The organism is Bosea vaviloviae, assembly GCF_001741865.1.
Lineage (GTDB): Bacteria > Pseudomonadota > Alphaproteobacteria > Rhizobiales > Beijerinckiaceae > Allobosea > Allobosea vaviloviae.
On the sequence record NZ_CP017147.1, the window covers coordinates 1,964,672 to 1,987,024 of the forward strand.

Annotated in this window: 22 protein-coding genes; 6 read left to right on the forward strand and 16 right to left on the reverse strand. The window is 68.4% G+C overall.

Translation table 11 applies throughout. The annotated features are described in order from the left end of the window. Positions 1-36 precede the first annotated feature (36 nt). The 4 genes from BHK69_RS09190 to BHK69_RS09205 form a co-directional block, all read right to left on the reverse strand. Complete coding sequence (locus BHK69_RS09190) at positions 37-1,242, reverse strand: ABC transporter substrate-binding protein (RefSeq protein WP_069693506.1); 1,206 nt, start codon at positions 1,240-1,242, stop codon at positions 37-39. 109 nt (positions 1,243-1,351) lie between these two features. Continuing rightward, positions 1,352-2,095, reverse strand: coding sequence for an ABC transporter ATP-binding protein (locus BHK69_RS09195; RefSeq protein WP_069689833.1), 744 nt, complete (start codon positions 2,093-2,095; stop codon positions 1,352-1,354). Next, positions 2,085-2,849 carry an ABC transporter ATP-binding protein gene (locus tag BHK69_RS09200; RefSeq protein WP_069689834.1) on the reverse strand — a complete coding sequence of 255 codons (765 nt, stop codon included), beginning with the start codon at positions 2,847-2,849 and terminating at the stop codon, positions 2,085-2,087. The genes BHK69_RS09195 and BHK69_RS09200 overlap by 11 nt, the downstream gene beginning before the upstream one ends. Positions 2,850-3,013: 164 nt before the next feature. Beyond that, a complete protein-coding gene (locus tag BHK69_RS09205) occupies positions 3,014-3,655 on the reverse strand; it encodes a TetR/AcrR family transcriptional regulator (protein WP_069689835.1) in 642 nt (213 codons plus the stop codon). 191 nt (positions 3,656-3,846) lie between these two features. Here BHK69_RS09205 and BHK69_RS09210 point away from each other — a divergent pair, with 191 nt between their 5' ends. The 5 genes from BHK69_RS09210 (at position 3,847) to BHK69_RS09230 (ending at position 8,641) form a co-directional block, all read left to right on the forward strand. Further along, complete coding sequence (locus BHK69_RS09210) at positions 3,847-4,308, forward strand: (2Fe-2S)-binding protein (protein ID WP_069689836.1); 462 nt, start codon at positions 3,847-3,849, stop codon at positions 4,306-4,308. Between the two features lie 2 nt (positions 4,309-4,310). Next, entirely contained in the window at positions 4,311-6,494 is a 2,184-nt protein-coding gene (locus BHK69_RS09215) for a xanthine dehydrogenase family protein molybdopterin-binding subunit (protein WP_069689837.1), read from the forward strand. Further along, positions 6,494-7,123: an Isoquinoline 1-oxidoreductase subunit gene (locus BHK69_RS09220; RefSeq protein ID WP_083269216.1), complete on the forward strand. Its 630-nt coding sequence runs from the start codon at positions 6,494-6,496 to the stop codon at positions 7,121-7,123. The genes BHK69_RS09215 and BHK69_RS09220 overlap by 1 nt, the downstream gene beginning before the upstream one ends. Positions 7,124-7,267: 144 nt before the next feature. Continuing rightward, a complete protein-coding gene (locus BHK69_RS09225) occupies positions 7,268-7,975 on the forward strand; it encodes a CoA transferase subunit A (RefSeq protein WP_069689838.1) in 708 nt (235 codons plus the stop codon). Between the two features lie 12 nt (positions 7,976-7,987). Then, the gene (locus BHK69_RS09230; RefSeq protein WP_069689839.1) at positions 7,988-8,641 is read left to right on the forward strand and encodes a 3-oxoacid CoA-transferase subunit B; all 654 of its coding nucleotides are present in this window, start codon (positions 7,988-7,990) and stop codon (positions 8,639-8,641) included. A gap of 128 nt (positions 8,642-8,769) precedes the next feature. On the opposite strand, the gene bluB is transcribed toward BHK69_RS09230, so the two are convergent. Genes bluB through BHK69_RS09255 form a run of 5 tightly spaced genes read right to left on the reverse strand, consistent with a single transcriptional unit; the run spans position 8,770 to position 13,106 of the window. Further along, a complete protein-coding gene (bluB, locus tag BHK69_RS09235; protein WP_069689840.1) occupies positions 8,770-9,390 on the reverse strand; it encodes a 5,6-dimethylbenzimidazole synthase in 621 nt (206 codons plus the stop codon). After that, on the reverse strand, positions 9,387-10,706 hold the full coding sequence (locus BHK69_RS09240; protein ID WP_069689841.1) for a cobyrinic acid a,c-diamide synthase CobB: 1,320 nt from the start codon (positions 10,704-10,706) through the stop codon (positions 9,387-9,389). The genes bluB and BHK69_RS09240 overlap by 4 nt, the downstream gene beginning before the upstream one ends. Continuing rightward, positions 10,703-11,467, reverse strand: coding sequence for a precorrin-4 C(11)-methyltransferase (cobM, locus tag BHK69_RS09245; protein ID WP_069689842.1), 765 nt, complete (start codon positions 11,465-11,467; stop codon positions 10,703-10,705). The genes BHK69_RS09240 and cobM overlap by 4 nt, the downstream gene beginning before the upstream one ends. Continuing rightward, a complete protein-coding gene (locus BHK69_RS09250; protein WP_158516180.1) occupies positions 11,464-11,853 on the reverse strand; it encodes a cobalamin biosynthesis protein in 390 nt (129 codons plus the stop codon). The genes cobM and BHK69_RS09250 overlap by 4 nt, the downstream gene beginning before the upstream one ends. After that, positions 11,850-13,106, reverse strand: a complete 1,257-nt coding sequence (locus tag BHK69_RS09255; RefSeq protein WP_069689844.1) for a bifunctional cobalt-precorrin-7 (C(5))-methyltransferase/cobalt-precorrin-6B (C(15))-methyltransferase — start codon at positions 13,104-13,106, stop codon at positions 11,850-11,852. The genes BHK69_RS09250 and BHK69_RS09255 overlap by 4 nt, the downstream gene beginning before the upstream one ends. Between BHK69_RS09255 and BHK69_RS09260 the strand changes: the two genes are divergently transcribed. Beyond that, positions 13,105-13,869, forward strand: coding sequence for a cobalt-precorrin-6A reductase (locus BHK69_RS09260; protein WP_083269218.1), 765 nt, complete (start codon positions 13,105-13,107; stop codon positions 13,867-13,869). The genes BHK69_RS09255 and BHK69_RS09260 overlap by 2 nt on opposite strands. On the opposite strand, the gene cobJ is transcribed toward BHK69_RS09260, so the two are convergent. The 7 genes from cobJ to BHK69_RS09295 all read right to left on the reverse strand — a co-directional run bounded on the left by cobJ (position 13,812) and on the right by BHK69_RS09295 (position 22,308). Beyond that, positions 13,812-14,603 (reverse strand): precorrin-3B C(17)-methyltransferase, encoded by a 792-nt coding sequence (cobJ, locus tag BHK69_RS09265; RefSeq protein ID WP_069693509.1) that lies wholly within the window; start codon positions 14,601-14,603, stop codon positions 13,812-13,814. The two genes, BHK69_RS09260 and cobJ, sit on opposite strands and share 58 nt — an antisense overlap. Positions 14,604-14,617: 14 nt before the next feature. Then, complete coding sequence (locus tag BHK69_RS09270; RefSeq protein ID WP_425285563.1) at positions 14,618-15,295, reverse strand: precorrin-2 C(20)-methyltransferase; 678 nt, start codon at positions 15,293-15,295, stop codon at positions 14,618-14,620. An 85-nt stretch (positions 15,296-15,380) separates the two neighbouring features. After that, positions 15,381-16,013, reverse strand: a complete 633-nt coding sequence (locus tag BHK69_RS09275; RefSeq protein ID WP_069689846.1) for a precorrin-8X methylmutase — start codon at positions 16,011-16,013, stop codon at positions 15,381-15,383. A gap of 3 nt (positions 16,014-16,016) precedes the next feature. After that, positions 16,017-17,306, reverse strand: a complete 1,290-nt coding sequence (gene cobG / locus BHK69_RS09280; RefSeq protein WP_083269220.1) for a precorrin-3B synthase — start codon at positions 17,304-17,306, stop codon at positions 16,017-16,019. Then, a complete protein-coding gene (locus tag BHK69_RS09285; protein WP_069689848.1) occupies positions 17,303-20,842 on the reverse strand; it encodes a cobaltochelatase subunit CobN in 3,540 nt (1,179 codons plus the stop codon). The genes cobG and BHK69_RS09285 overlap by 4 nt, the downstream gene beginning before the upstream one ends. A 6-nt stretch (positions 20,843-20,848) precedes the next feature. Further along, complete coding sequence (gene cobW / locus BHK69_RS09290) at positions 20,849-21,886, reverse strand: cobalamin biosynthesis protein CobW (protein WP_069689849.1); 1,038 nt, start codon at positions 21,884-21,886, stop codon at positions 20,849-20,851. Further along, a complete protein-coding gene (locus tag BHK69_RS09295) occupies positions 21,883-22,308 on the reverse strand; it encodes a DUF1636 family protein (RefSeq protein ID WP_069689850.1) in 426 nt (141 codons plus the stop codon). The genes cobW and BHK69_RS09295 overlap by 4 nt, the downstream gene beginning before the upstream one ends. Positions 22,309-22,353: the final 45 nt, after the last annotated feature.

The following is a 22,353-nucleotide window of genomic DNA, read 5'->3' on the forward strand; positions in this document are numbered from 1 at the left end:
CGTTGAGGTTGTCGCAACGCTGCGGCTAAGCCGCCCTCACTTCTTGACGAGCGGGCATTCGCTTTCGGAGAGCGGGCGGAAGGCCTGCTCGGCCGGCAGCACGGCGATCTGCTTGTAGTAGTCCCACTTGCCCTTCGATTCCGAGGGCTTCTTGACCTCGTAGAGATACATGTCGTGCATCTTGCGGCCGTCGACGCGAACCGTGCCCTTGCCGAAGAGCGGGTCGTCGGTCGGCAGCTCCTTCATCTTGGCCAGCACCGTCGCCGTATCCTTCGACTTCGTCGCCTCTACCGCCTTGAGGTAATGCAGCACCGAGCTGTAGACGCCGGCCTGGACCATCGACGGCATGTTGCCGTTATGCGCCTTGGCGAAACGCTGCGACCAGGCGCGTGTGCCCTCATCCCGGTCCCAGTAGAAGGATTCGGTCAGCACCAGCCCCTGCGCCGTCTGCAGGCCGAGCGCGTTCACGTCGGTGACGAAGACGAGCAGCCCGGCGAGCTTCTGCCCGCCCGCGACGATGCCGAATTCGCCAGCCTGCTTGATCGAATTGATGGTGTCGCCGCCAGCATTCGCCAGGCCGATGACCTTGGCCTTCGAGGCCTGTGCCTGCAGCAGGAAGGAGGAGAAGTCCGTGCCCGGGAACGGCGTGCGCACCGCGCCCAGCACCTTTCCGCCATTCTTGGTGACGATCGCCGCCGTGTCGCGCTCCAGCGCGTGGCCGAAGGCATAGTCGGCGGTGAGGAAGAACCAGCTGTCGCCGCCGGCCTTCACCATGGCGCCGCCCGTGCCCTGGGCCAGGGCATAGGTATCATAGGTCCAGTGGATCGTGTTGGGCGTGCAGGCCTTGCCGGTGAGGTCGGACGCCGCGGCGCCCGAATTCAGCATGATCTTGTTCTTGTCCTTGGTGATCTGGTTGATCGCGAGCGCGACCGAGGAGGTCGGCACGTCGAGGATCACATCGACGCCGTCCTGATCGTACCATTGCCGGGCGATGTTGGAGCCGACATCGGGCTTGTTCTGGTGGTCGGCCGAGACGATCTCGACCTTGATGCCCTTCTCGGCCGCCTTGAAGTCCTCGACCGCGAGCTTGGCGGCGACGACGGAGCCTTCGCCGGTCAGGTCGGCATAGAGGCCGGAGCGGTCGTTCAGCACGCCGAGCTTGACCGCGATCTGCTGCGCGAAGGCCGGGCTCGCCATCAGCGCGGCCAGAGCCGTCGTCGCCAGAATGGTCTTGAGTTTCATCATGTGGGTCTCTCCCTGGAGTGAATGTCGTTTTCGACGTTGTTTTTGTTGTTGAAGTGCCTGGTCTCGGCGTCCTTGGTCCTGGAGTTCCTGGTCCTGGAGCGTGGCTTCAGACTCCGAGATAGCTGTGGAGCTTGTCGATATTGGCGTCGAGCTCGTCATTGGGGATCATGTCGATGACCTTGCCCTGCTCGACGACATAGTGTCGGTCGGCGACGGTCGCGGCGAAGCGGAAATTCTGCTCGACCAGGATGATGGTGAAGCCCTCGCGCTTCAATCGCGCGATCGTCCGGCCGATCTGTTCGATGATGACCGGGGCCAGCCCCTCGGTCGGCTCGTCGAGCAGGAGGAGACGGGCACCGGTGCGCAGGATGCGGCCGATCGCCAGCATCTGCTGCTCGCCGCCCGAGAGCTTCGTGCCCTGGCTCTTCAAGCGCTCCTTGATGTTGGGGAAGAGCTCGAAGATCTGCTCGAGCGAGAGCCCGCCCGGCCTGACCTGCGGCGGCAGCAGCAGGTTCTCCTCGACGCTGAGGCTGGCATAGATGCCGCGCTCCTCCGGGACGTAGCCGATGCCGAGCCTGGCGATGGCGCGCGAGGGCAGGGCGATCGTCTCCGTGCCCTCCAGCACGACCGAGCCGCGGCGCTTGCCCATCACGCCCATGATCGACTTCAGCGTCGTCGTCTTGCCGGCGCCGTTGCGGCCCAGCAGCGTCACCACCTCACCGGGTGCGACGTCGAAATCGATGCCGTGCAGCACATGGCTCTCGCCATACCAGGCTTCGAGCCCGCGCACCTTCAGCAGCGGAGCGGTCTCGGTCGCGGGCTGGCCTGCCGCCGTCGTCTTAGTGAGCATGGTCGCCCCCCGAGCCGATATAGGCCTCGATCACGCGCGGATCCTTCGAGACCGTGGCATAGTCGCCTTCGGCCAGCACCTGCCCGCGCGCCAGCACCGTGATGCGGTCCGAGAGCGAGGCGACGACCGAGAGATTATGCTCGACCATCAGGATGGTGCGGTTGACCGAGACCTTGCGGATCAGGGCCTCGATACGCTCGACATCCTCGCGACCCATGCCGGCCATCGGCTCGTCGAGCAGCAGCATTTCGGGGTCGAGAGCCAGCGTCGTGGCGATCTCGAGCGCGCGCTTGCGGCCGTAGCTGAGCTCGGCTGCCGTCAGGCTGGCGAACGAGCCGAGTCCGACTGCTTCGACGAGGCGCATCGCCTCCTCGTCGAGCCCGGCCAGCACCTTCTCCGAGCGCCAGAAATCGAACGAGTCGCCGCGCTTGCGCTGCAGCGCGATGCGCACATTGGTCAGCACGCTGAGCTGCGGGAACACCGCCGAGATCTGGAACGAGCGCACCAGGCCAAGCCGGGCGATCTCGGCCGGCTTTTCGCGCGTGATGTCGCGGCCGTTATAGACGATCGCACCCTTGGTCGGGCTGAGGAATTTGGTCAGCAGATTGAAGCATGTCGTCTTGCCGGCGCCGTTGGGGCCGATCAGCGCATGGATGTGTCCGCGCCGGACCTTGAGGTCGACGCCGCTGACGGCCTTGAAGCCGCCGAAGTCCTTGGTCAGTCCCGCCGTCGACAGAATGATGTCGTCAGCCATGGCGATCGCCAGAGCGTAGCATCGTGTTCTTTCTTATTGATACGTTTCCCCTTGCAGTCATGCTGCACTGCGCCGCGAGCGAGTGTCAACGCCGGCTTCTGCCCGTAATTGCGGCTGTTTCGGCGGGAATTACGACGTTTGGCTAAGGCGTGAGATGAAAACCCTCAATCCAGGCCCGTTGGCGCGAGGGCAGCGCCGAAGACCGATGCGAGATCGCGCAGGCGGGCCCCGTAAGTTTCGCACGAGAGTTTGGCGCCGGCCTTCGCGCCGGCCGCTGCCTGCATCAATGTCGCCACGAAGGTGGCCGTCGAGAGCCCGCTGCGCGACAGGCTGATCTCGCCCGCCGCTTCGGCCTTTTCGAGGAGCTCGGTGGCGTGGCGCGTGAAGATGTTCTCGAAAGCCTGTACCTCGGCGCTGGCGACGCTCGTCATCACGGCCTTGAGCTCAAGGAGGTGCTCGCCGGCGCCGAAACAGGCGTAGCCGGTGCCGAAATGTGCGTCGAGCAGCGCCGCGAGCCGCTCCGGGAACGGAGCCGCCATCGCCATCACGCGCTGGCAGCGGGCATCGACCCGCTGGCCGGTCCGCAGCATCATCGCCCGGAAGACGTCGTCCTTGCCCTTGAAATGCAGATAGAGCGTCGCCTTGGCGAGGCCGGCCTCCTTGGCGATGTCGTCCATCGAGGTGCGCTTGAAACCGTAGCGCGCGAAACGGCGCAGGGCCGCATCCGCGATCTGGTCGATGCGGGTGGTCGCATCCTCGGCACAAGAATTTGCTCCGGTGCCGGAACTTTCGCTGCTGTCGGCCATTTGCAGTCTTGACAAGATCCAAACTGAGCGCGACTATCCTAATTAGACTGAAAGCGTCTAACTAGTCCAGTCGCGCGACCCAGGACTACGGATTGATAGCCCGCTTCTGATATGTCAGATCGGGCCGGCGAGGGCGAGCCTCGATCCGCACCATGGTGCCGCGCTGCGTCATATCAGCATCGGAGGCAGCCATGGCCCATACCTTCAAGGTCAACGGAACGACGCATAGCGTCGATATCGACGACGACACGCCCCTGCTCTGGGCGCTGCGCGACAATCTCGGCCTCACCGGCACCAAATTCGGCTGCGGCGTCGCGCAATGTGGCGCCTGCACCGTCTATCTCGACGGCAAGCCGCTGCGCTCCTGCGTGACGCCGGTCTCCGCCGTGGTCGGCGCCGAAATCACCACGATCGAGGCGATCTCCGGCCGCGAGGCCGAGGCGGTCCAGGCGGCCTGGACCGCCGGCGATGTGCCGCAATGCGGCTATTGCCAGTCTGGCCAGGTGATGAGCGCGGTCGCCCTGCTCAAGGACAACAAGAAGCCGACCGATCGCGACATCGATCTCGCGATGAACGGCAATCTCTGCCGCTGCGCAACTTACGTCCGCATCCGCGCCGCGATCCATAGCGCCGCCCGCGCGCTGGAGGCCTGATCATGACCGCACACGACCCCAACCTCTCGCGTCGCTCCCTGCTGAAGGGCGCTGGCGCCCTCGTCATCGGCCTGCACCTGCCGCTCGCTGCCCGTGCCCAGTCTTCCGGGGCCGGCGCCGCCTTCCGGCCCGGCGGCAACGCCACCTTCGCGCCCAACGCCTTCATCCGCGTCGCGCCCGACTCGACCGTGACCGTGCTGGTCAAGCATATCGAGTTCGGCCAGGGCCCCTTCACCGGCCTCGCTACCCTGGCCGCCGAGGAGATGGACGCCGACTGGGGCCAGATGCGCAGCGAGCACGCGCCCGCCGACGTCAAGCTCTACGCCAACCTCGCCTTCGGCGTGCAGGGCACCGGCGGCTCGACCGCGATTGCCAATAGCTGGGAGCAGATGCGCAAGGCCGGCGCGACCGCCCGCGCCATGCTGGTCCAGGCCGCGGCCGATGCCTGGAAGGTCCCGGCTGCCGAAATCAAGGTCGAGGCCGGCGTGATCAGCCATGCCTCGGGCAAGCAGGGCCGCTTCGGCGAGTTCGCCGAGGCCGCCGCCAAGCTGCCCGTGCCGGAGAACGCGCCGCTCAAGCCCGCCTCGGCCTATAAGCTGATCGGCAAGGAAGGCGCGGTGAAACGCCTCGACAGCTACGACAAGTCGCGCGGCAAGGCGCAGTTCACCATCGACATCCATGCGCCGAACATGCTGACCGTGGTCGTCGCCCGGCCGCCGCGCTTCGGCGGCAAGGTCGCCAGCTTCGATGCGGCCGCGACCCTCAAGGTCAAGGGCGTGGTCGACGTCAAGCAGATCGGCTCCGGCGTCGCCGTCTACGCCACCGGCATGTGGCCGGCGCTGAAGGGCCGCGAGGCCCTGAAGGTCAACTGGGACGAAAGCGCCGCCGAGAAGCGTGGCAGCCGCGAGCTGATTGCCGAATACCGCGCGCTCGCCCGCCAGAAGGGCACCGTCGCCGGCACGCATGGCGATGCCGAGGCCGTGCTCGCCAAGGCGGACAAGGTCATCGAGGCCGAGTTCGTCTTCCCCTATCTGGCGCATGCGCCGATGGAGCCGCTCGACGGCTATCTCGAATGGGACGGAAGCCAGGCGCTGGCCCGCTTCGGCAGCCAGTTCCAGACGACCGAGCACGCCACCATCGCGACCATCCTCGGGCTGCCGCCGGAGAAGGTGAAACTCGAGACCATGCTCGCCGGTGGCAGCTTCGGCCGGCGTGCGCAGGTCAGCCAGCATCTCGCGGCCGAGCTCGCCATGGCGGCCAAGGCGATCGGCCCGAACCGTCCGGTCAAGCTGGTCTGGACCCGCGAGGACGATCTCTCGGGCGGCTATTACCGCCCGCTCTTCCTGCATCGCCTGCGCGGCGCGGTGAAGGACGGCAAGGTCGTGGCCTGGGCCGACAACATCGTCGGCCAGTCCTTCTTCCTCGGCACGCCCTTCGAGGCGATGGTGGTGAAGAACGGCATCGACGCCACCTCCGTCGAAGGCGCCAACGAGCTCTTCTACGAGATCGCCGATTTCAACTGCGAGGTGGCCAACCCCAAGGTCGGCGTGCCGACCCTGTGGTGGCGTTCGGTCGGCCACACTCATACCGGCTACGCCGTCGAGTGCTTCATCGACGAGCTCCTCCAGGCGGCGGGGCAGGACCCGCTGAAGGGGCGTCTTGCGATGATGGGTGACAGGCATCCGCGCGCGGCGGCCGTGCTCAAGGCCGTCGGCGAGATGGCCAACTGGACGGGGCCGGCGGCCGGCAATGGCCGGGCGCGCGGCGTCGCGGTCGTCGAGAGCTTCAATACCTTCGTCGCCCAGATTGCCGAGGTCTCGCTCGGCGAGGGCGGCGAGCCCAAGGTGCACAAGGTCTGGTGCGCGGTCGATTGCGGCGTCGCGGTCAACCCCGACATTATCCGCGCCCAGATGGAGGGCGGCATCGGCTTCGGCCTCGGCCACGCACTGTATGGCGAGCTCACGCTCGACCAGGGCAAGCCGGTACAGACCAATTTCGACAGCTACCGCTCGCTGCGTATCCACGAGATGCCGGCGGTCGAGGTCAGGATCATGGCCTCGACGGAGAAGCCGACCGGCGTCGGCGAGCCCGGCGTGCCGCCGATTGGCCCGGCCGTAGCGAACGCTCTCGCCGCGCTCGGACAGGTCCGCCCGCGTCAGCTACCGATGCAGGGGGGGACGGTCTGATGCGGCGCAACCTGCTCGTCTCCGCCGCCGCCGGCCTCGCGCTGTGCATCGCTGGGAGCGCGCTCACCCTGGCGCAGAACGCCAACCAGGCGCAGCCGGGGGGGGCGACGCTGCGCCCGGCTGCGAGCTTCTCCAGCATCGCCAACCCGCGCGACCGTTCGGTCGCGCTCTTCACCGAAATGGGCAAGGTCATGCAGCATCCGCGCTGCATGAACTGCCACCCCGCCACCGAGCGTCCGCGCCAGGCTGATGCGCGGCGCCTGCACGAGCCGATGGTGGTGCGCGGCAAGGACGGGCACGGCGCGCCGGGCCTGGAATGCGCCACCTGCCACGGCAAGCAGAACTACGATCCCGCCCGCGTGCCCGGCGACGGGCACTGGGCTTTGGCGCCCGCCTCGATGGCCTGGGAGGGCAAGACGCTCGGCCAGATCTGCGAGCAGCTCAAGGACCAGAACCGCAACGGCAGCCGCGACTTCGCAGCGCTGGTCAAGCACGTCACCACCGACACGCTGGTGCTCTGGGGCTGGAATCCCGGCGCCAGTCGCCAGCCGGCACCGGGCACGGCGGCGCAGTTCGGCGAATTGATGCAGGCCTGGGCGGATAGCGGCGCGGCCTGCCCGGCGTCGTAAGGCTGGCAACGCGACGCAAACCCCCTTCCTTTTGGAAGGGGGTTTGCGCGCATTTAGTCTACCTCATGTTGCAACCGCCCCTCGCGCTCGGCTAGTGCTTTAGCAAGCCCCCCGGCCAGTCATTCCAGCGGCAAAGGCAACGCGATGTCGAAGAAGGTTTTTCCTGACGCCAAGGCCGCTCTGGCCGGCGCCATCAAGGACGGCATGACCATCATGGCCGGCGGCTTCGGCCTTTGCGGCATTCCCGATCTCCTGATCGAGGCGGTGCGCGAGAGCGGCGCCAAGGAGCTGACCTTCATCTCCAACAATGCCGGCATCGACGGCGCGGGCCTCGGCATCCTGCTCGAGACGCGGCAGATCAAGAAGATGATCTCGTCCTACGTCGGCGAGAACAAGCTCTTCGCCCAGCAGTTCCTCGCCGGCGAACTGGAGCTCGAATTCACCCCGCAGGGCACGCTGGCCGAGCGCATCCGCGCCGGTGGGGCGGGCATCCCGGCCTTCTTCACCAAGACCGGCGTCGGCACCTTGGTCGCGGAAGGCAAGGAGGAGCGGGTTTTCGACGGCGAGCGCTACATCATGGAGCGCGGCCTCTTCGCCGATGTCTCGCTGGTCCATGCCTGGAAGGGCGATACCGAAGGCAATCTCGTCTACCGGAAGACGGCGCGCAACTTCAATCCGATGATGGCCTCGGCCTCGCGGCTGACCATCGCGCAGGTCGAGCATCTCGTGCCGGCGGGCGAGATCGATCCCGATCACATGCATACGCCGGGCATCTTCGTGAAGCGGATCGTCCACGTCACCAATGCGGCCAAGCGCATCGAGCAGCGCACCACCCGCAAGCGCGCGGCTTAAGGAGTTCGAGACATGCCCTGGACCCGTGAACAGATCGCAGCCCGCGCCGCCAAGGAACTCAAGGACGGCTATTACGTCAATCTCGGCATCGGCATTCCGACGCTGGTCTCGAACTACATCCCCGAGGGGGTTTCGGTTCAGCTCCAGTCCGAGAACGGCATGCTCGGCATGGGCCCCTTCCCCTATGAGGGCGACGAGGATCCCGACCTGATCAACGCCGGCAAGCAGACCATCACCGAACTTCCGACGACGAGCTATTTCTCGTCCGCCGACTCCTTCGGCATGATCCGCGGTGGTCATATCGACCTCTCGATCCTGGGGGCCATGCAGGTCGCCCAGAACGGCGACCTCGCCAATTGGATGATCCCCGGCAAGGTGGTGAAGGGCATGGGCGGCGCCATGGACCTCGTCGCCGGCGTCAAGAAGGTCGTCGTGGTGATGGAGCATGTCGCCAAGAACAAGGACGGCTCGGAATCGGCCAAGCTGCTCAAGGCCTGCGACCTGCCGCTGACCGGGGCTGGCGTGGTCGACATGGTGATCACCGATCTCGGCGTCTTCACGATCGACGAGAATGGCGGCGGCATGAGCCTGATCGAACTGGCCGAGGGCGTCACGCTGGAGGAGATCACCAGCAAGACGGAAGCGGCGTTCAAGGTCGCGCTGTAGCCTCCACGTCATGCTCGGGCTTGACCCGAGCATCTCTTGAAAGAGGTTCTCGGGTCAGCGCGGAGTTCATCCTTGGGCCGATCGAAGATCGGACCCGAGGGCGCTGCCCGAGAACGATGGCTCGCCCGCTAGGCCTGCCGCCCGCTCTCCCAGCCCGCCCGCACGAGCTCGGGCACGTCGCTCTCCTCCTCCGGCCAGCCGATGCAGAGCCAGGCGATCAGCTTCCATTCCGGTGGCGCACTGAGCGCCTCGCGCACGGCTTCCGGCTCCAGGATCGAGACCCAGCCGACGCCTACGCCCGCGACCCGCGCCGCGAGCCAGAACTGCGTGATCGCGGCCACGACGGAATAATCCAGCATCTCGGGCATGGTCCGTCGCCCAAGCCCGTGGCCCTGTTGGGTGCTATGGTCGCAGAACACCGCGATCTGCTCCGGCGCCTCGCGCATGCCTTCGAGCTTGAGGCTGGCATAGAGCCGCGCCCGCTCGCCCTCATAGGCACCGAGCGCATCGGCATTGCAGCGCTGGAAACTGTTCCGCGCCGTCTGGCGCTGCGCCTCGTCGCGCACCCGGACCCAGCGCCAGGGCTGGGAATGGCCGACCGAGGGCGAAAGCTCGGCCTGCGCCAGGAGCCTGTCGACCAGCCCCTCGGGTAGCGGATCGCGCCGGAAGCGCCGGACATCGCGCCGCCATGCCAGGAGCGCAGCGAATTGCTGCGCGAAACCTGCGTCGAAGACCGGCGGCGCGCTCACGGCGCCAACGCGATCGCGTGGAAGAACGAGCCGGTGACATGGCCGCGCCGGCTGCCGGCGGGGGCGGGCGCCGAGCCATGCGGATCGGTGACCATAGCGAAGGGCGCATCGTCTCCGGCGGCGACGATCGTGGCGTAGTGGAATTCGTGCCCCGTGAGCGCTTGGCCGGCTTGCCCCAGCGGGCCGTCGGCCTGCAGCACGGCGCGGCGGTAGCCCAGATTCATCTTGCGCTTGGCGAAGCTGGTTTCGACGCCGAGCAGCCTGGCCATGGCGTGAGCGACGCCCTCGGCATCGATCAATGAGCGCCCCAGCACCATATAGCCACCGCACTCGCCATGGACCGGTCGCGTCCGCGCAAAACTGCGCAGACCGTCGAGGAAGCGCGCTGCGCCCGCGATCCGGTCCGCATGCAGCTCAGGATAACCGCCTGGCAGCCAGCAGGTGTCGCAATCCTCGGGCGGCGGTTCATTGGCGAGTGGTGAGAACGGCACGAGTTCGGCCCCGGCCGCGCGCCAGCCGGCCTCGACATGCGGGTAGACGAAGCTAAAGGCGGCGTCGCGTGCAATTGCGATGCGCCGGCCCGGCGCTGGCAGGGCAGGCGCGGGCGCGAGCGGCGCGGCGATCGTCGTCGCCCCTGCGGCTGCGAGCACCGCATCGAGATCGACCGCAGCCGCGATAGCGTCCGCCAGCGCATCGAGCCGGGCGAACAAATCTTCAGTCTCGCCAGCCTGCACCAGTCCGAGATGGCGCTCGGGCAGGATCAGGCTGGCCTCGCGCGGCAAGGAGCCAAGCACAGGCAGGCCGATGCGCGCCATGCCTTGGCCGACGAGCCGTTGATGGCGCTCGCTCGCGACCTTGTTGAGGATGACGCCGGCAATGGTGATGCGCGGATCGTAATGCATGCAGCCGAGCGCGATCGCGGCGGCCGATTGCGCCTGGCCGGACACGTCGATGACGAGCACGACCGGCCAGCCCATCAATGCGGCGATGTCGGCGCTGGCGCCAGTGTGGCCCGCCTCGCCCGGCACGCCGTCGAACAGGCCCATCGAGCCTTCCGCGATGACGATGTCGGCGTGGCCTGCCGCACCCTGCGCGATCTGGCGAAGCAATGCCCCGGGCATGGCGTAGGAATCGAGATTGGCGCTGGGCGCTCCGGTCGCAGCGGCATGGAAGGCCGGATCGATATAGTCCGGTCCGCATTTCAGCCCGCGCACGATTAGCCCACGCCGCACCAGCGCGCGCTGCAGGCCGAGCGTGATCGTGGTCTTGCCCGAGCCGGAGCGCGGCGCGGCGATGATCAGGCCACGCGCGGTCATTGTCCCCCTCCCGGCCGGAAGCGGCGGTCGTAGCCGGTCGAGTAGAGAGCACTCTCGCCGAAATCCTCTGCGCCCAAAGCCGGTCCGACCAGGATCAGCGCGGTGCGCTCCAGCCCCGAGGAACGGACCTGCTCGGCAATCGCAGCCAGCGTCCCGCGCAGCACGCGTTCATCGGGCCAGGACGCCCGGAAGACGACCGCGACCGGACACTCCGCGCCGTAGAAGGGCGTGAGCTCCGCTACCACCTGATCGATGACATGGATCGAAAGATGGATCGCCAGCGTCGCGCCGGATGCCGCGAACGTCGCGAGTTTTTCCCGCTCGGGCATAGCCGAGGCGCGGCCCGAGGTGCGGGTGAGAACCAGCGATTGCGCGACGCCCGGCAGCGTCAGTTCGCGCTTCAGGCTCGCGGCGGCAGCCGCGAAGGCCGGCACGCCTGGCGTTACGCTATAGGGGATGGCGAGAGCATCGAGCCGGCGCATCTGCTCCCCGCAGGCGCTCCAGATCGAGAGGTCGCCCGAATGCAGCCGCGCCACATCCTGCCCGGCAAGGTGGGCGCCTTCCATCTCCGCGATGATGGCGTCGAGGTCGAGCGGGGCGGTGTCGATGATGCGGGCACCCTTCGGGCACCAGTCGAGCATTGCCTTGGGGATCAGCGAGCCGGCATAGAGGCAGACCGGGCAGGCTGCGATCAGGTCGCGTCCGCGCAGGGTGATGAGATCGGGCGCGCCGGGGCCGGCGCCGATGAAATGCACGCTCATGTGGCGCTCCTCGCCAGGGCGCAGGTGACGCGGGCAGTCGTGATGCGCGATTGCACCAGGACGCCGCCGAGACCTGCGGCGGCGAGCGCGGCGGCCTCCGCCACCGAGCCGACGCCATAGAGCGAGGCGATCCGCGTGGAGCGTGTCGCACAGGCCGCCTCGAATCCTTTCAGCGCCTCATCGGGAATGGCGACGAGCTCGGCATTGCGGTCCTTCGCCAGCGCCAGCAGCCCCGGCTCGGCGCTGCGCGCGGCGAGTGTCGCGAAACGGGGTACGACCTCTCCGGCGAGCCCTGCAGTCGCCAGTGTCAGGTCGAGACAGGCGCGGATATCGCCCTCGCTCGTCCCGGCACGCAGGCCCAACCCTGCGACGAGACGGCCGCTCAAGGCTTTTCGACCCGCCATTGCGTCACCGGCATGGCCGGGCGCCAGCCATGCTTGCCGCCGACGGGCGCCAGCCGGTCGATCGAAACGCGCCGCAGCGAGCCGCCATGTTCGGCGTGCAGCGCAGCGAGTTTCGCCTCGCCCTCGATCGTCACGACATTGGCGACGAGGCGCCCACCCGGCTTCAGCGCGGCCCAGGCGGCCTCGAACAGGCCATCGACTGTCAGGCCGCCGCCGATGAACACGGCATCGGGCGCTTCGCGCCCGGCGAAGCCCGCAGGCGCCTCGCCGACGACCTCGACCGAGAGGCCGCCGAGTTCGATTTTGTTGCGTGCGATCCGGTGCGCGCGCTCGGGCCTGGCCTCGAAGGCGACGGCCTGGTTGCGGAGATGGCGCTGGCACCATTCGACCGCGATGGAGCCCGAGCCCGCGCCGACATCCCAGAGCAGCTCGCCGCCGCGGGGGGCGAGTGCCGACAGGGTGATCGCGCGGATCTCCGATTTGGTGATCTGCCCGTCATGGGCGAACCAGTCCTCGTCCAGCCCCGGTGCGAGCGGCAGGATGCGCGAGTCGCGTCCGGCCGCGACATCGACCGCGATGATGTTCAGCGGCACGATGTCGTCGAAGGCGAAGCTATCGGCGCGCGTCTCGCGCACGCGCTCCTGCGGCCCTCCGAGCGATTCCATCACGGCAATGCGACTGCCGCCGAGGCCGCGCGCCGTCATCAGTTCGGCGACGGCGCGCGGGGTGGTCTCGTCCCAGGACAGGGCCAGGATACGCGCGCCCGGCTGGAGATGCGGCACGATGCGGTAGAGCGTGCGGCCATGCAGCGAGACCAGCGCGCACTCCTCCTGCGGCCAGCGCATCCTGGTGCAGGCCATCGCGAAGGAGGAGATTTGCGGGATGATCCGCATTTCCTGCGCGGGAATCGCACGGCTCAAGCTATTGCCGATGCCGTAGTGGAACGGGTCGCTGGTCGCGAGAACGCAGACCTTGCGGCCGCGTTCGGCCAGGATCTGCGGCAGAGCGTTGCGGAAGGGCTGCGGCCAGGGGCGCAGCTCGCCCGGCACCGACCCGACCAGCGCGATATGGCGCTCGCCGCCGAAGACGATCTCGGCCTCGTCGAGAGCGGACTTCGCCTCGGGGCCGAGACCGGCCCGGCCGTCCTCGCCAAGCCCGATCAGCGCCAGCCAAGGCGAGGGCGCAGCCTCGCTGCCGCTCGACAGCCCATCGTTTTCAAGCGTAACTAGTGCCATGACCGTGCTCATTCTTGGTGGAACCAGTGAAGCGGCGGCGCTTGATCAGCATCTGGCTGAACAGGCCCCCGATATTCGCGCCATCATCTCCTTGGCCGGCCATACAGTCGACCCCCGCCCGTCGAACCTGCCGGTTCGGGTCGGAGGCTTCGGCGGCATCGAGGGCCTGCGGGCCTATCTGCGCGAGGAGGGCATCATCGCCGTCATCGATGCGACACATCCCTTTGCCGCGATCATGCCCTTCAACGCCGAGCACGCCTGCAAGGCCGAGGGCGTGCCGCTGCTCGCCATCCGCCGCAAGCCCTGGATACGGCGCCCTGGCGATCGCTGGCGCTCCGTGCTCGATATGCAGGCCGCGGTCGAGGCGCTGGGGGACGAGCCGAAGCGCGTCTTCCTGACCGTCGGCCGCCTTGAACTCCCGGTTTTCGCCGACGCGCCGCGTCATCGCTATCTGGTTCGCGTCATCGAGCCGATCGGAGACCGCCTGCCGCTGCACGACGTCACCGTGATCCAGCAGCGCGGACCCTTCCATGCCGATGACGAAGAGGATCTGATGCGCCGCGAAGGCGTCGAGATTCTCGTCACCAAGAATTCGGGCGGTGACGCCACGGCCGGCAAGCTCGTCGCCGCGCGCCAGCTCGGCTTGCCGGTGATCATGGTCGAGCGGCCGCCGAAGCCCGATGTCGAGGCTGTCGAGCATATCGATCAGGTCCTGCCCTGGCTGGTGGCGCAGGGGCTCTTCGTCACGGAACGCGGCGTATAGACGATCGCGGCCTGGCCCGGCCGCTCGATCAACCGCGTCGAGGACGCGCCGATCATCACCAGGGTGGCCATGTCGGCCGAAGCCGCAGCCGCGACAGCTTGCGATAGCGGCAGCACGCGCAGATTCTCATCCGGCCGCCCGACGGCGCGGGCGAAGATCACCGGCGTCTCCGCCGGGCGGTGTTGTGCCGCCAGCTCGAGCGCGGCGCCGAGCTGCCAGGGCCGCGCCTTCGAGATCGGGTTGTAGAGCGCGATCACGAAATCGGCGGCCAGCGCGGCCTCTAACCGCATCGTGACGACCTCCCAGGGCTTGAGATTGTCCGAGAGCGAGATCGCGCAGAAATCGCCGCCGAGCGGCGCACCGACCTTGGCCGCAGCCGCCAGCATCGCCGTGATGCCGGGCTCGACCGTGATCGTCAGCGCCCGCCAGGCCGGATCGCCCGCCTCCAGCGCCTCGAACACGGCCGCCGCCATCGCGAAGACGCCGGGATCGCCGCCCGAAACGACAGCGACGGTCCGCCCTTCAGCCGCCAGCCGCAAGGCATGCTCGGCGCGCGCGATCTCGACGCGGTTGTCGGAGCCGTGCTTGGTCTGGCCGGCGCGCGCCGGAATCCGGTCGAGATAGGGCCCGTAGCCGACGAGGTCGCTGGCTGCATCGAGCGCGGCTTGTGCGGCCGGCGTCAGCCAATGCGCCTCGCCGGGGCCCAAGCCTACGATGGTGAGCGAGCCTACGATGGTGAGCGAGCCGCTCACAGCCGCCGTCCTTCGCCCGGCACCAGCACCATCGAGAAATAGGGCGCCTCGTCATCGGGTTTGTCGCCGAGCTTCAGCACGACCTGCTCGGCCATGGTGGCGCGCTCGACATAGATCGCGCGGTGGATCAGCCCCGCCGTCCTCAGGGCGCGGCGCACTTTCGGCAGGTTGCGGCCGAGCTTCATGATCACGGCCGCGTCGGTGTCGACCAGCCGGCGCGTCAATTCCGCTTCCGAGAGCGTGCCCGGCAGCACGGTCATGATGTCGTCGCCCCAGGTGATCGGCGCTCCGGCCCGGGTCCAGGCTCCGGCCATGCCGGTGACGCCCGGCACCACCTCGGTCGGGAAGCGATGGGCGAGGCGCCGCCACAGATGCATGAATGAGCCGTAGAAGAACGGGTCGCCGTCGCAGAGCACGGCGACGCTTCGCCCTGCTTCCATCTCCGCCGCGAGCTGGGCGGCGGCTTCCTCGTAGAAGGTCGCGATCGGCTCGTCATAGCCGACCTCGCCGACATGGGCCTCGGTCGTCACGGGGAAGGCGAGCTCGATCTCACGCGCCGCATTGGGCGGGACGATCGCGTCGGCCGTGACGCGGGCATTGCCGCGCCGGCCGCGCTTGCAGAAATGCACCAGCCGGTCCGCACTGAGAATGATGTCGCGGGCGCGCAGGGTCATGTAATCCGGGTCGCCGGGGCCGAGGCCGACGCCGAACAGCAGAGTCTTTCCAGCAGCAGAATTGGCCGGTTCTGAGGTCACCGGCTCATTCCTTTTCTTGCGCCAGCGCGTTGACGGCGGCTGCCGCCATCGCCGAGCCGCCGCGCCGTCCGTGCACGACGAGGAAGGGCACGCGGCCATCTCCGGCCAAGGCCTGCTTCGATTCCGCCGCACCGACGAAGCCGACCGGAATGCCGATCACGGCGGCAGGCTGGGGCGCGCCGGCATCGAGCATCTCCAGCAGCCGGAACAGCGAGGTCGGCGCATTGCCGATCACCACCAGCGCTCCGGCAAGCTGTGGCCGCCACAATTCCATTGCAGCGGCGGAGCGCGTCGTGCCGAGTTCCGCGGCGAGGCCGGGCGTGCGCGGATCGTCGAGTGTGCAGACCACCTCGTTTCGCGCCGGCAGGCGGGCCCGTGTCACACCATTGGCGACCATCTTGGCGTCGCAGAGAATCGGTGCGCCGGCCCGCATGGCAGCCTCGGCCGCGCTCGTGAAGCCCTCGGACATCTCGATGTCGTCAGGCAAGTCGGTCATGCCGCAGGCGTGGATCATCCGCACCACGACGCGCGCGGCGGAGCCGGAAAAGCGCGAGAGATCGGCCTCGGCCCGGATGATCGCGAAGGAGCGCTCATAGATCGCGGCTCCGTCCTGGATATAGTTGTAACGCGTGCTCAAACTCTAATGTCCTGAAGCCGCCGCACTCAGGCGGGCGAAAAGATCCTGTCCTGGCTGCAGACGCCGCAGGATGTCGCAAAGGTCAAGCGTCGCGACAGGCTGATCGTGCGTCGTGCCGTGGAGAACCACGTCGTAGCGCCCCTCCCGGCCGACCAAAGTGAGGTCGGCGCCACCCGGATGGGCGCAGGATTTGGCACAGCCCGAGACATGCAGGCTCAGGCCCCGGGCCAAGAGCGGCGCGGCAGCTTCGGCGAGCCGCGCGGCATCGCTCATGGCCTCGGTTTCGGCGCGCAGGCAGGCCGGTTTGCCGGCGCAGGCCTGGACCCAGAGGCGTGGATCCTCGTCATGCGTGATCAGGCCTAGGCCACCGGCCTCGCCGAGCCAGGCCTGCGCCGAGGCTTCGCTCAGGCCGAGGCAGGCAAGCCCGCGCCAGGGCGAGAGGCGTAAAGCGCGCGTGCCTTGCGCCTCGGCGGCGTGGCCGAGGGCTTTCAGCGTGGCAGCGTCGCAGCGGCCGAAGGGCAGGCCGGCGATGGCGGCGAAGCGGCCAGTGCCGAGCGCGAACAGGCCGGCACGGCGGGAGGCATGGCGAGGTGGTGGTGCATCGGTTTCGGGCAGGTCGCAGAGAGCGGCGAGCGCCTCGGGCGACAGATCGCGCAGGCGGCGGATCGTCTCGCGCGCCTGGGCGTGATGCCCGGCGAAGCGACGCAGGATCGTCTCGACGGCCTCGACCGTATCCGCAACGGCGATCGGCCCGCGCCATGAACCGTCCGGCAGGCCGATCATGATGCGGTCGGCCGCGATCGCCAGGAGGCGCAGATCGCAGGCGAAACCGTCGAGCGAGAGCGTGCCTCCGCCATCGACGATGATCAGGAGTTTCGCCGGAAGCCCGGCTACGAGCCGCCCGCGCGCTTCGATCGCTTCTGCCAGCGCGGCGGCGTCGATCATCTCGCCGTCTCCCGCCAATGGCGAGATCAGCGTCAGGCGCTGCGGACCGTCGCCGTCATGCTCGTCGACAAGGCGTTCGCCCAGCAGCACTGCTACCAGCGCCGGATGGCTCTGAGCCGTCAACCCGCGCAGCTGCATGTTGCCGCGCGCGGAAATCTCGATCAGCCCGTTGCCATGCTCGCGCGCCAGGGTGGCGATGCGGATGAGCTGCGTGGGCGTCAGAACGGCTCCGGGCGGATGCAGCCGCACCAGCCAGCCATCACCGGTCTCCATCGGCTTCAACGTGCTCGGGCACCAGCCGCGCCGCAGCGTTGCCGGGGGCGCGCGTCCGTGCGGAAGCGCGCTCATTCCGCGGCCCGTGCGAGAAAAGCCGCGACCGAATTGCGCCGGCTCGTCCACAGGCCGCGCCGCTCGGCTTCGGCCAGTCGATCGCGGATCGCGTTTGCTGCGGGAGCATTCGCCGCTTCCAGTGCGCTCCAGATCGCCGGATCGGCGCAATAGGCCTGGAAGACGGCGTCGAACAGCCCATCCGCGACCGCATCCGTGCTCGCCGCGAAAACGAAAAGCGTATCGACGGCCTCGGCCAGTTCCGCCGCACCGCGCCAGCCATGGGCGAGCTGGGCCGCGATCCAGCGCGGATGCGTCAAGCGGCCATGGACGATGCGGGCGATATCCTCCGTCAGCGTGCGCGCCTTCGGTGCCTCGGGGTTTGAGGAGTCGAGGCTGTAGAGCGCGGGATTGGCGCCGAGTGATGTGGCCGCTGCCGCAAGCCCGCCGATGACGTCCGCTGCGCTCGAGGCTTCCAGGATGTCGCGCCCGGCCGTGTCGCTGACATGGATGAAGGCCTGCGCCGCCCTGATGCGTTGCGCGAAACCCGCATCGGCCGTCGCTGCGCCCTCCGCTCCGCCATAGGCATGGCTGGAGGCGGCGAGATAGGCCTCGGCCAGTTCGCCGCGCGTCGTCCAGTCGCCGTCGAGGGCGCGGTCGGCCATCGCCGCGCCATAGCGGCCGGGCGCCGCTCCGAAGATGCGCGCCCCGGCCTCGCCGCGGCGCTGTGCGGCGGCGGGCTCGTTCCAATCGTCGGGCTCGTCGAGGGCCGCAACCGCGCGGGCGGCCGCATCGAGCAGGGCGATCTGGCCGGGAAACGTGTCGCGGAAGGCGCCGGAGATGCGGATCGTCACATCGAGGCGCGGATGCGTCAGCTTCGGCTGCGGCGTGATCGAGAAGCCCGTCACCCGCGTCGAGGCATGGTCCCAGAGCGGCTCGACGCCCATCAGGGCGAGCGCATGCGCGATATCCTCACCGCCCGAGCGCAGGGTCGGCGAGGCCCAGAGATCCATCACGATCCGGCGCGGATACTCGCCATGCTCCTGCAGATGGCGCGCGATCACGGCTTGAGCGGCGAGGCTGCCCAGCCTTGCCGCAGCGCGTGTCGGGATCGCGCGCGGGTCCAGCGTCGAGAGGTTGCGCCCGGTCGGCAGCACATCGGGCCGGCCGCGATGCGGCGAGCCGGCGGGGCCGGGCGGCACGAAGCGGGCATCGAGCGCGCGCAGCAGATTTGTCCGCTCGGCCTCGGAGGAGGCAGGGTCGTGCGCCGCTTGCCCGAAAATATGCAGGCCGTCGCGGAAGGGCAGTTCGGAGATGTCGCAGAGTTGCGCGTCTAGTCGCGTCAGGGCCTCGCTCATCTCCATGGCGGGCGTGACACCGCAGGCCTGGCTGAGCCCGCTGGCTTCTGCCCGCTCGCGGATCTCGCGGGCGACGATTCCCGCCCGTCGCGGATCCATCACTTGCGCCTGCGAGAACTCCTCGACGAGATCGCGCAGCAGCGCCACCTCACCGCCGGCCCCGGTCTCGGCTAGTTCCGGCGGGAGATGGCCGAGCGTGATCGCCGACAGCCGGCGCTTGGCGGGCGCTGCTTCGCCGGGATCATCGACCACATAAGGATAGATCACCGGCAGGCCCTGGGTGATCAGGCGCGGCCAGCAGGAGGGCGAGAGCGCGACCGTCTTGCCCGGCAGCCACTCCATGGTGCCATGCGTGCCGAGATGGATCAGCGCGTCGATGCGCAGGGTCTCGCGCAAGCCGAGATAGAAGGCGAGATAGGCATGGCCGGGCGGGGCGTCCGGATCGTGATAGCGCGCCTTGCGGTCGGGCGTGGCATCGCGCCGTGGCTGCAATGCGATGGTGAGCTTGCCGTGGGAGACGGCGCGGAAGCGGAAGGCGTCGCCGTCGGGACTAGGCTCGCCATGGGCAGCGAGAAGCGCGTCGCGGGCCGCCGCGGGAATGCCGTCGAGCCAGGCGCGATAGGCCGGGAGCGGGACGGTGAAGTCGGCGGGGCCGGTGGTGAGCGCTGCCATGAGCGCGGACGCATCCTCGCCGTGACAGGTGGCGACATCGTACCCCGCCCCCGCCAGCAGCTCCGAGATCGCAGCCACGCTCGCCGGCGTATCCAGCCCGACCGCGAATCCGGCCCGGCCGCCGCGTGCGGGATAGTCCGACATCACCAGCGCGAGCCTGCGTTCGGCGACTGGCTTGGCGGCGAGCGCGATCCAGCCGGCGGCGAGATCGGCCAGCGCCGCGATGCCTTCGGGATCGGGCAGGAGGCGGCGGATGACGAGGCCGGTCGCGGCATCCGTCACATCCGCCTTGAACGCGACGGGGATGGTTCCGAGCCTGCCGTCGAATTCGGGCAGCGCCACCTGCATGGCGAGATCGACGGCCGACAAACCGCGCGGCGAGGCATTCCAGGCCTCGCGCGCGCTGCCGACGGGTACGGCCTGCAGCACCGGGCAATCGGCGGTGTCGAGCACGAAATCGCCGCCCTCGCGAGCCGAGAAGGCGGTGGTGGTGACGATCAGCGCGGGTTTGCGCAGGGCGATCAGCGCCGCGAGCTCTGCCGTGACGGCGGGGTCCTTCAGGCTGGTCAGCGCCAGGATCAGCGGGGCGTGGCCGCGCGCGGCGAGAGCAGCGGAGATAGCCTCGGCCATGGCGGTGTCGCCGGCGCTGACGACGGAGCGATAGACCAGGATGGGGACGAGCGAGGTATCGGTGGGGAGGGCGGCGAGCGCCTCGCGCCAAGGGACGGGAGTTGCGCCCGCGCCGAGCGCAAAGAGCGAGGGGAGCGGAAGAGGTGCGAACTCGCAAGCATCTCGCCTTCCCTCATCCGCCTGCCGGCACCTTCTCCCCATCAAAGTCGGCTGTTGCCGACTTTGACACTCAGGGTTGCCCATCTCGGGCAAGCCCGAGATGGGAGGGGAGAAGGGCGAAGCTGCCGCCGCCTCATCCTTCTCCCCACCAATCTCGGGCTCGCCCGAGACTGGATCTTGGGTGCGCATGTCGGAAACATCCGACATGCGTTGGAGAAGGTGGCCCGGCGCAGCCGGGTCGGATGAGGGAAGGGAGGCGCCGAGATAATCCCCGATCCGCCCCAGCAACCGCCGCATGTTCTCGGCGCCGCCACCGGCATGGAAATAGCCCAGCAATTCGGCCGCGAACTCCGCCGGCACGGTGCCGTGTTCCGCCAAGCGCGCATCCGGCCGGTCGTCGCCCGGCAGCACGGCAAGTGCGATACCATCGCGCCGGCAGGTCTCGGTCAACTGCTCGACGCCGTAGCGCCAATAGTCCAGCCCGCCGAGGCAGCGCACCAGCACGAAACGGCTCTTTGCCGCCGTCTTCTCGACCAGCAGGTCGACCGACAGCGGGTGCTTGAGCTGCCTGAGCGAGGCGAGCCGGACATCGAACCCGCTCACCCCAGCAGCCACGGCGATCGCCGAGAGATCGCTGTCGGCATAGGACAGGACCAGCACATCCCCCGGCGGCAAGGCGAGGTCGACGGCGTCTTCGCCGTCGTCGAGCCTGATCTCGCTGGTCGGGAGAAGGTGCATGCGCGTTCAGCCCGCGAGCGCGGCCTCCACGGCGGTGCGGTCGAAGCCCTTGAGGCCGATCACAACGAGCCGGCCGTCGCGCGCTTCGTCCGCGCCCCAGGCCCGGTCGAAATGATGGCTGACACGGCGGCCGACGCCCTGCACGACGAGGCGCATCGGCTTGCCCGGCACGGCGGTGAAGCCCTTCAGCCGCAGCACGCCCTCGGCCTCGGCGGCCTTGGTCATGCGGATTGAGAGTGTCTCGGGCGAGAGGCCGGCCGGCAGCGGCAGTGAGACCGAGTCGAAATCGTCATGGTCGTGGTCCTCGCCCTCGCCGTGATGCGAGGGGCGCGCCGCGAGATCGCTCTCGGCGGCGGCATTCAGCCCCACGATCAAGGCAGGTTCGACCTTGCCGTGCGAGGTCTCGACGATCTTGATCGCCTTTGGCAGATGCGCCCTGATCTCGGCGATGACGCGAGCTCTGGCCTCTGCGTCGACGAGATCGCTCTTGTTGAGCAGGATCAGGTCGGCACAGAGGATCTGGTCCTCGAAGACCTCCTCCAGCGGGTTGTCGTGCTCGACCGATGAATCCTGCGCGGCCTGAGCGGCCATAGCCTCGGGATCGTCGGCGAATTGGCCTTCGGCCACAGCCGGCCCGTCGACCACCGCAATGACGCCATCGACCGTGACGCGCGAGCGGATCGCCGGCCAGTTGAAGGCGGTGACCAGCGGCTTAGGCAGGGCTAGGCCCGAGGTCTCGATCAGGATGTGCTCGGGCGGGTTCGGGCGGTTCAGCAGCTTTTCCAGCGCCGGCACGAAATCGTCGGCGACCGTGCAGCAGATGCAGCCATTGGGCAGCTCCACCACATCCTCTTCCGTGCAGCCTTCGATGCCGCAGCCGGCGAGGAAGGAGCCGTCGAAGCCGAGATCGCCGAATTCGTTGACGAGCACGGCGAGGCGCTTGCCCCCGGCATTCTCGAGCAGATGGCGCACCAGCGTGGTTTTTCCGGCACCCAGGAAGCCGGTGATGATGGTGCAAGGCACTTTGGCCAGGGAGGCAGTCATGATGTCGATCCTTTTTTGCGCAGGTCTGGTTCGCGCAGGCCTTGTTCGCGCAGGCTCAGCGGCGGCACGCGCGCGACCACGCCCTTGCGGAAGGGGGTGGGTCGCTCTTTCCAGGGAATGATGCCGTTGGCGCTGGCGGCATAGCTCTCCGCCGCGCCGACGATATCGTCGAGATGGGTCTCGGCGTCGAGATCGCCGACGAGATAGGTCCATTTGCCGTTCGCCGCGAAGGCGACCGTGCAAGGACGCTTGCAGACGGCAAGGCATTCGACCGCCTCGACGCTGATCCCGGCCTTGCCGGCAAGCCGCTCGCCGAGCGCGGTGGCGAGGCCGAGGCCCGGCTGGTCATAGCCTTCGGCGAGGTCCTCGCGCACGCGTCGGCAGACGGTGCAGACATGTATGGTGAGATCGGCCTCGGGCATGAAAACGCCTCCGTGTTCGAGATGCGCGCTCCCTGGAGAGGAGCG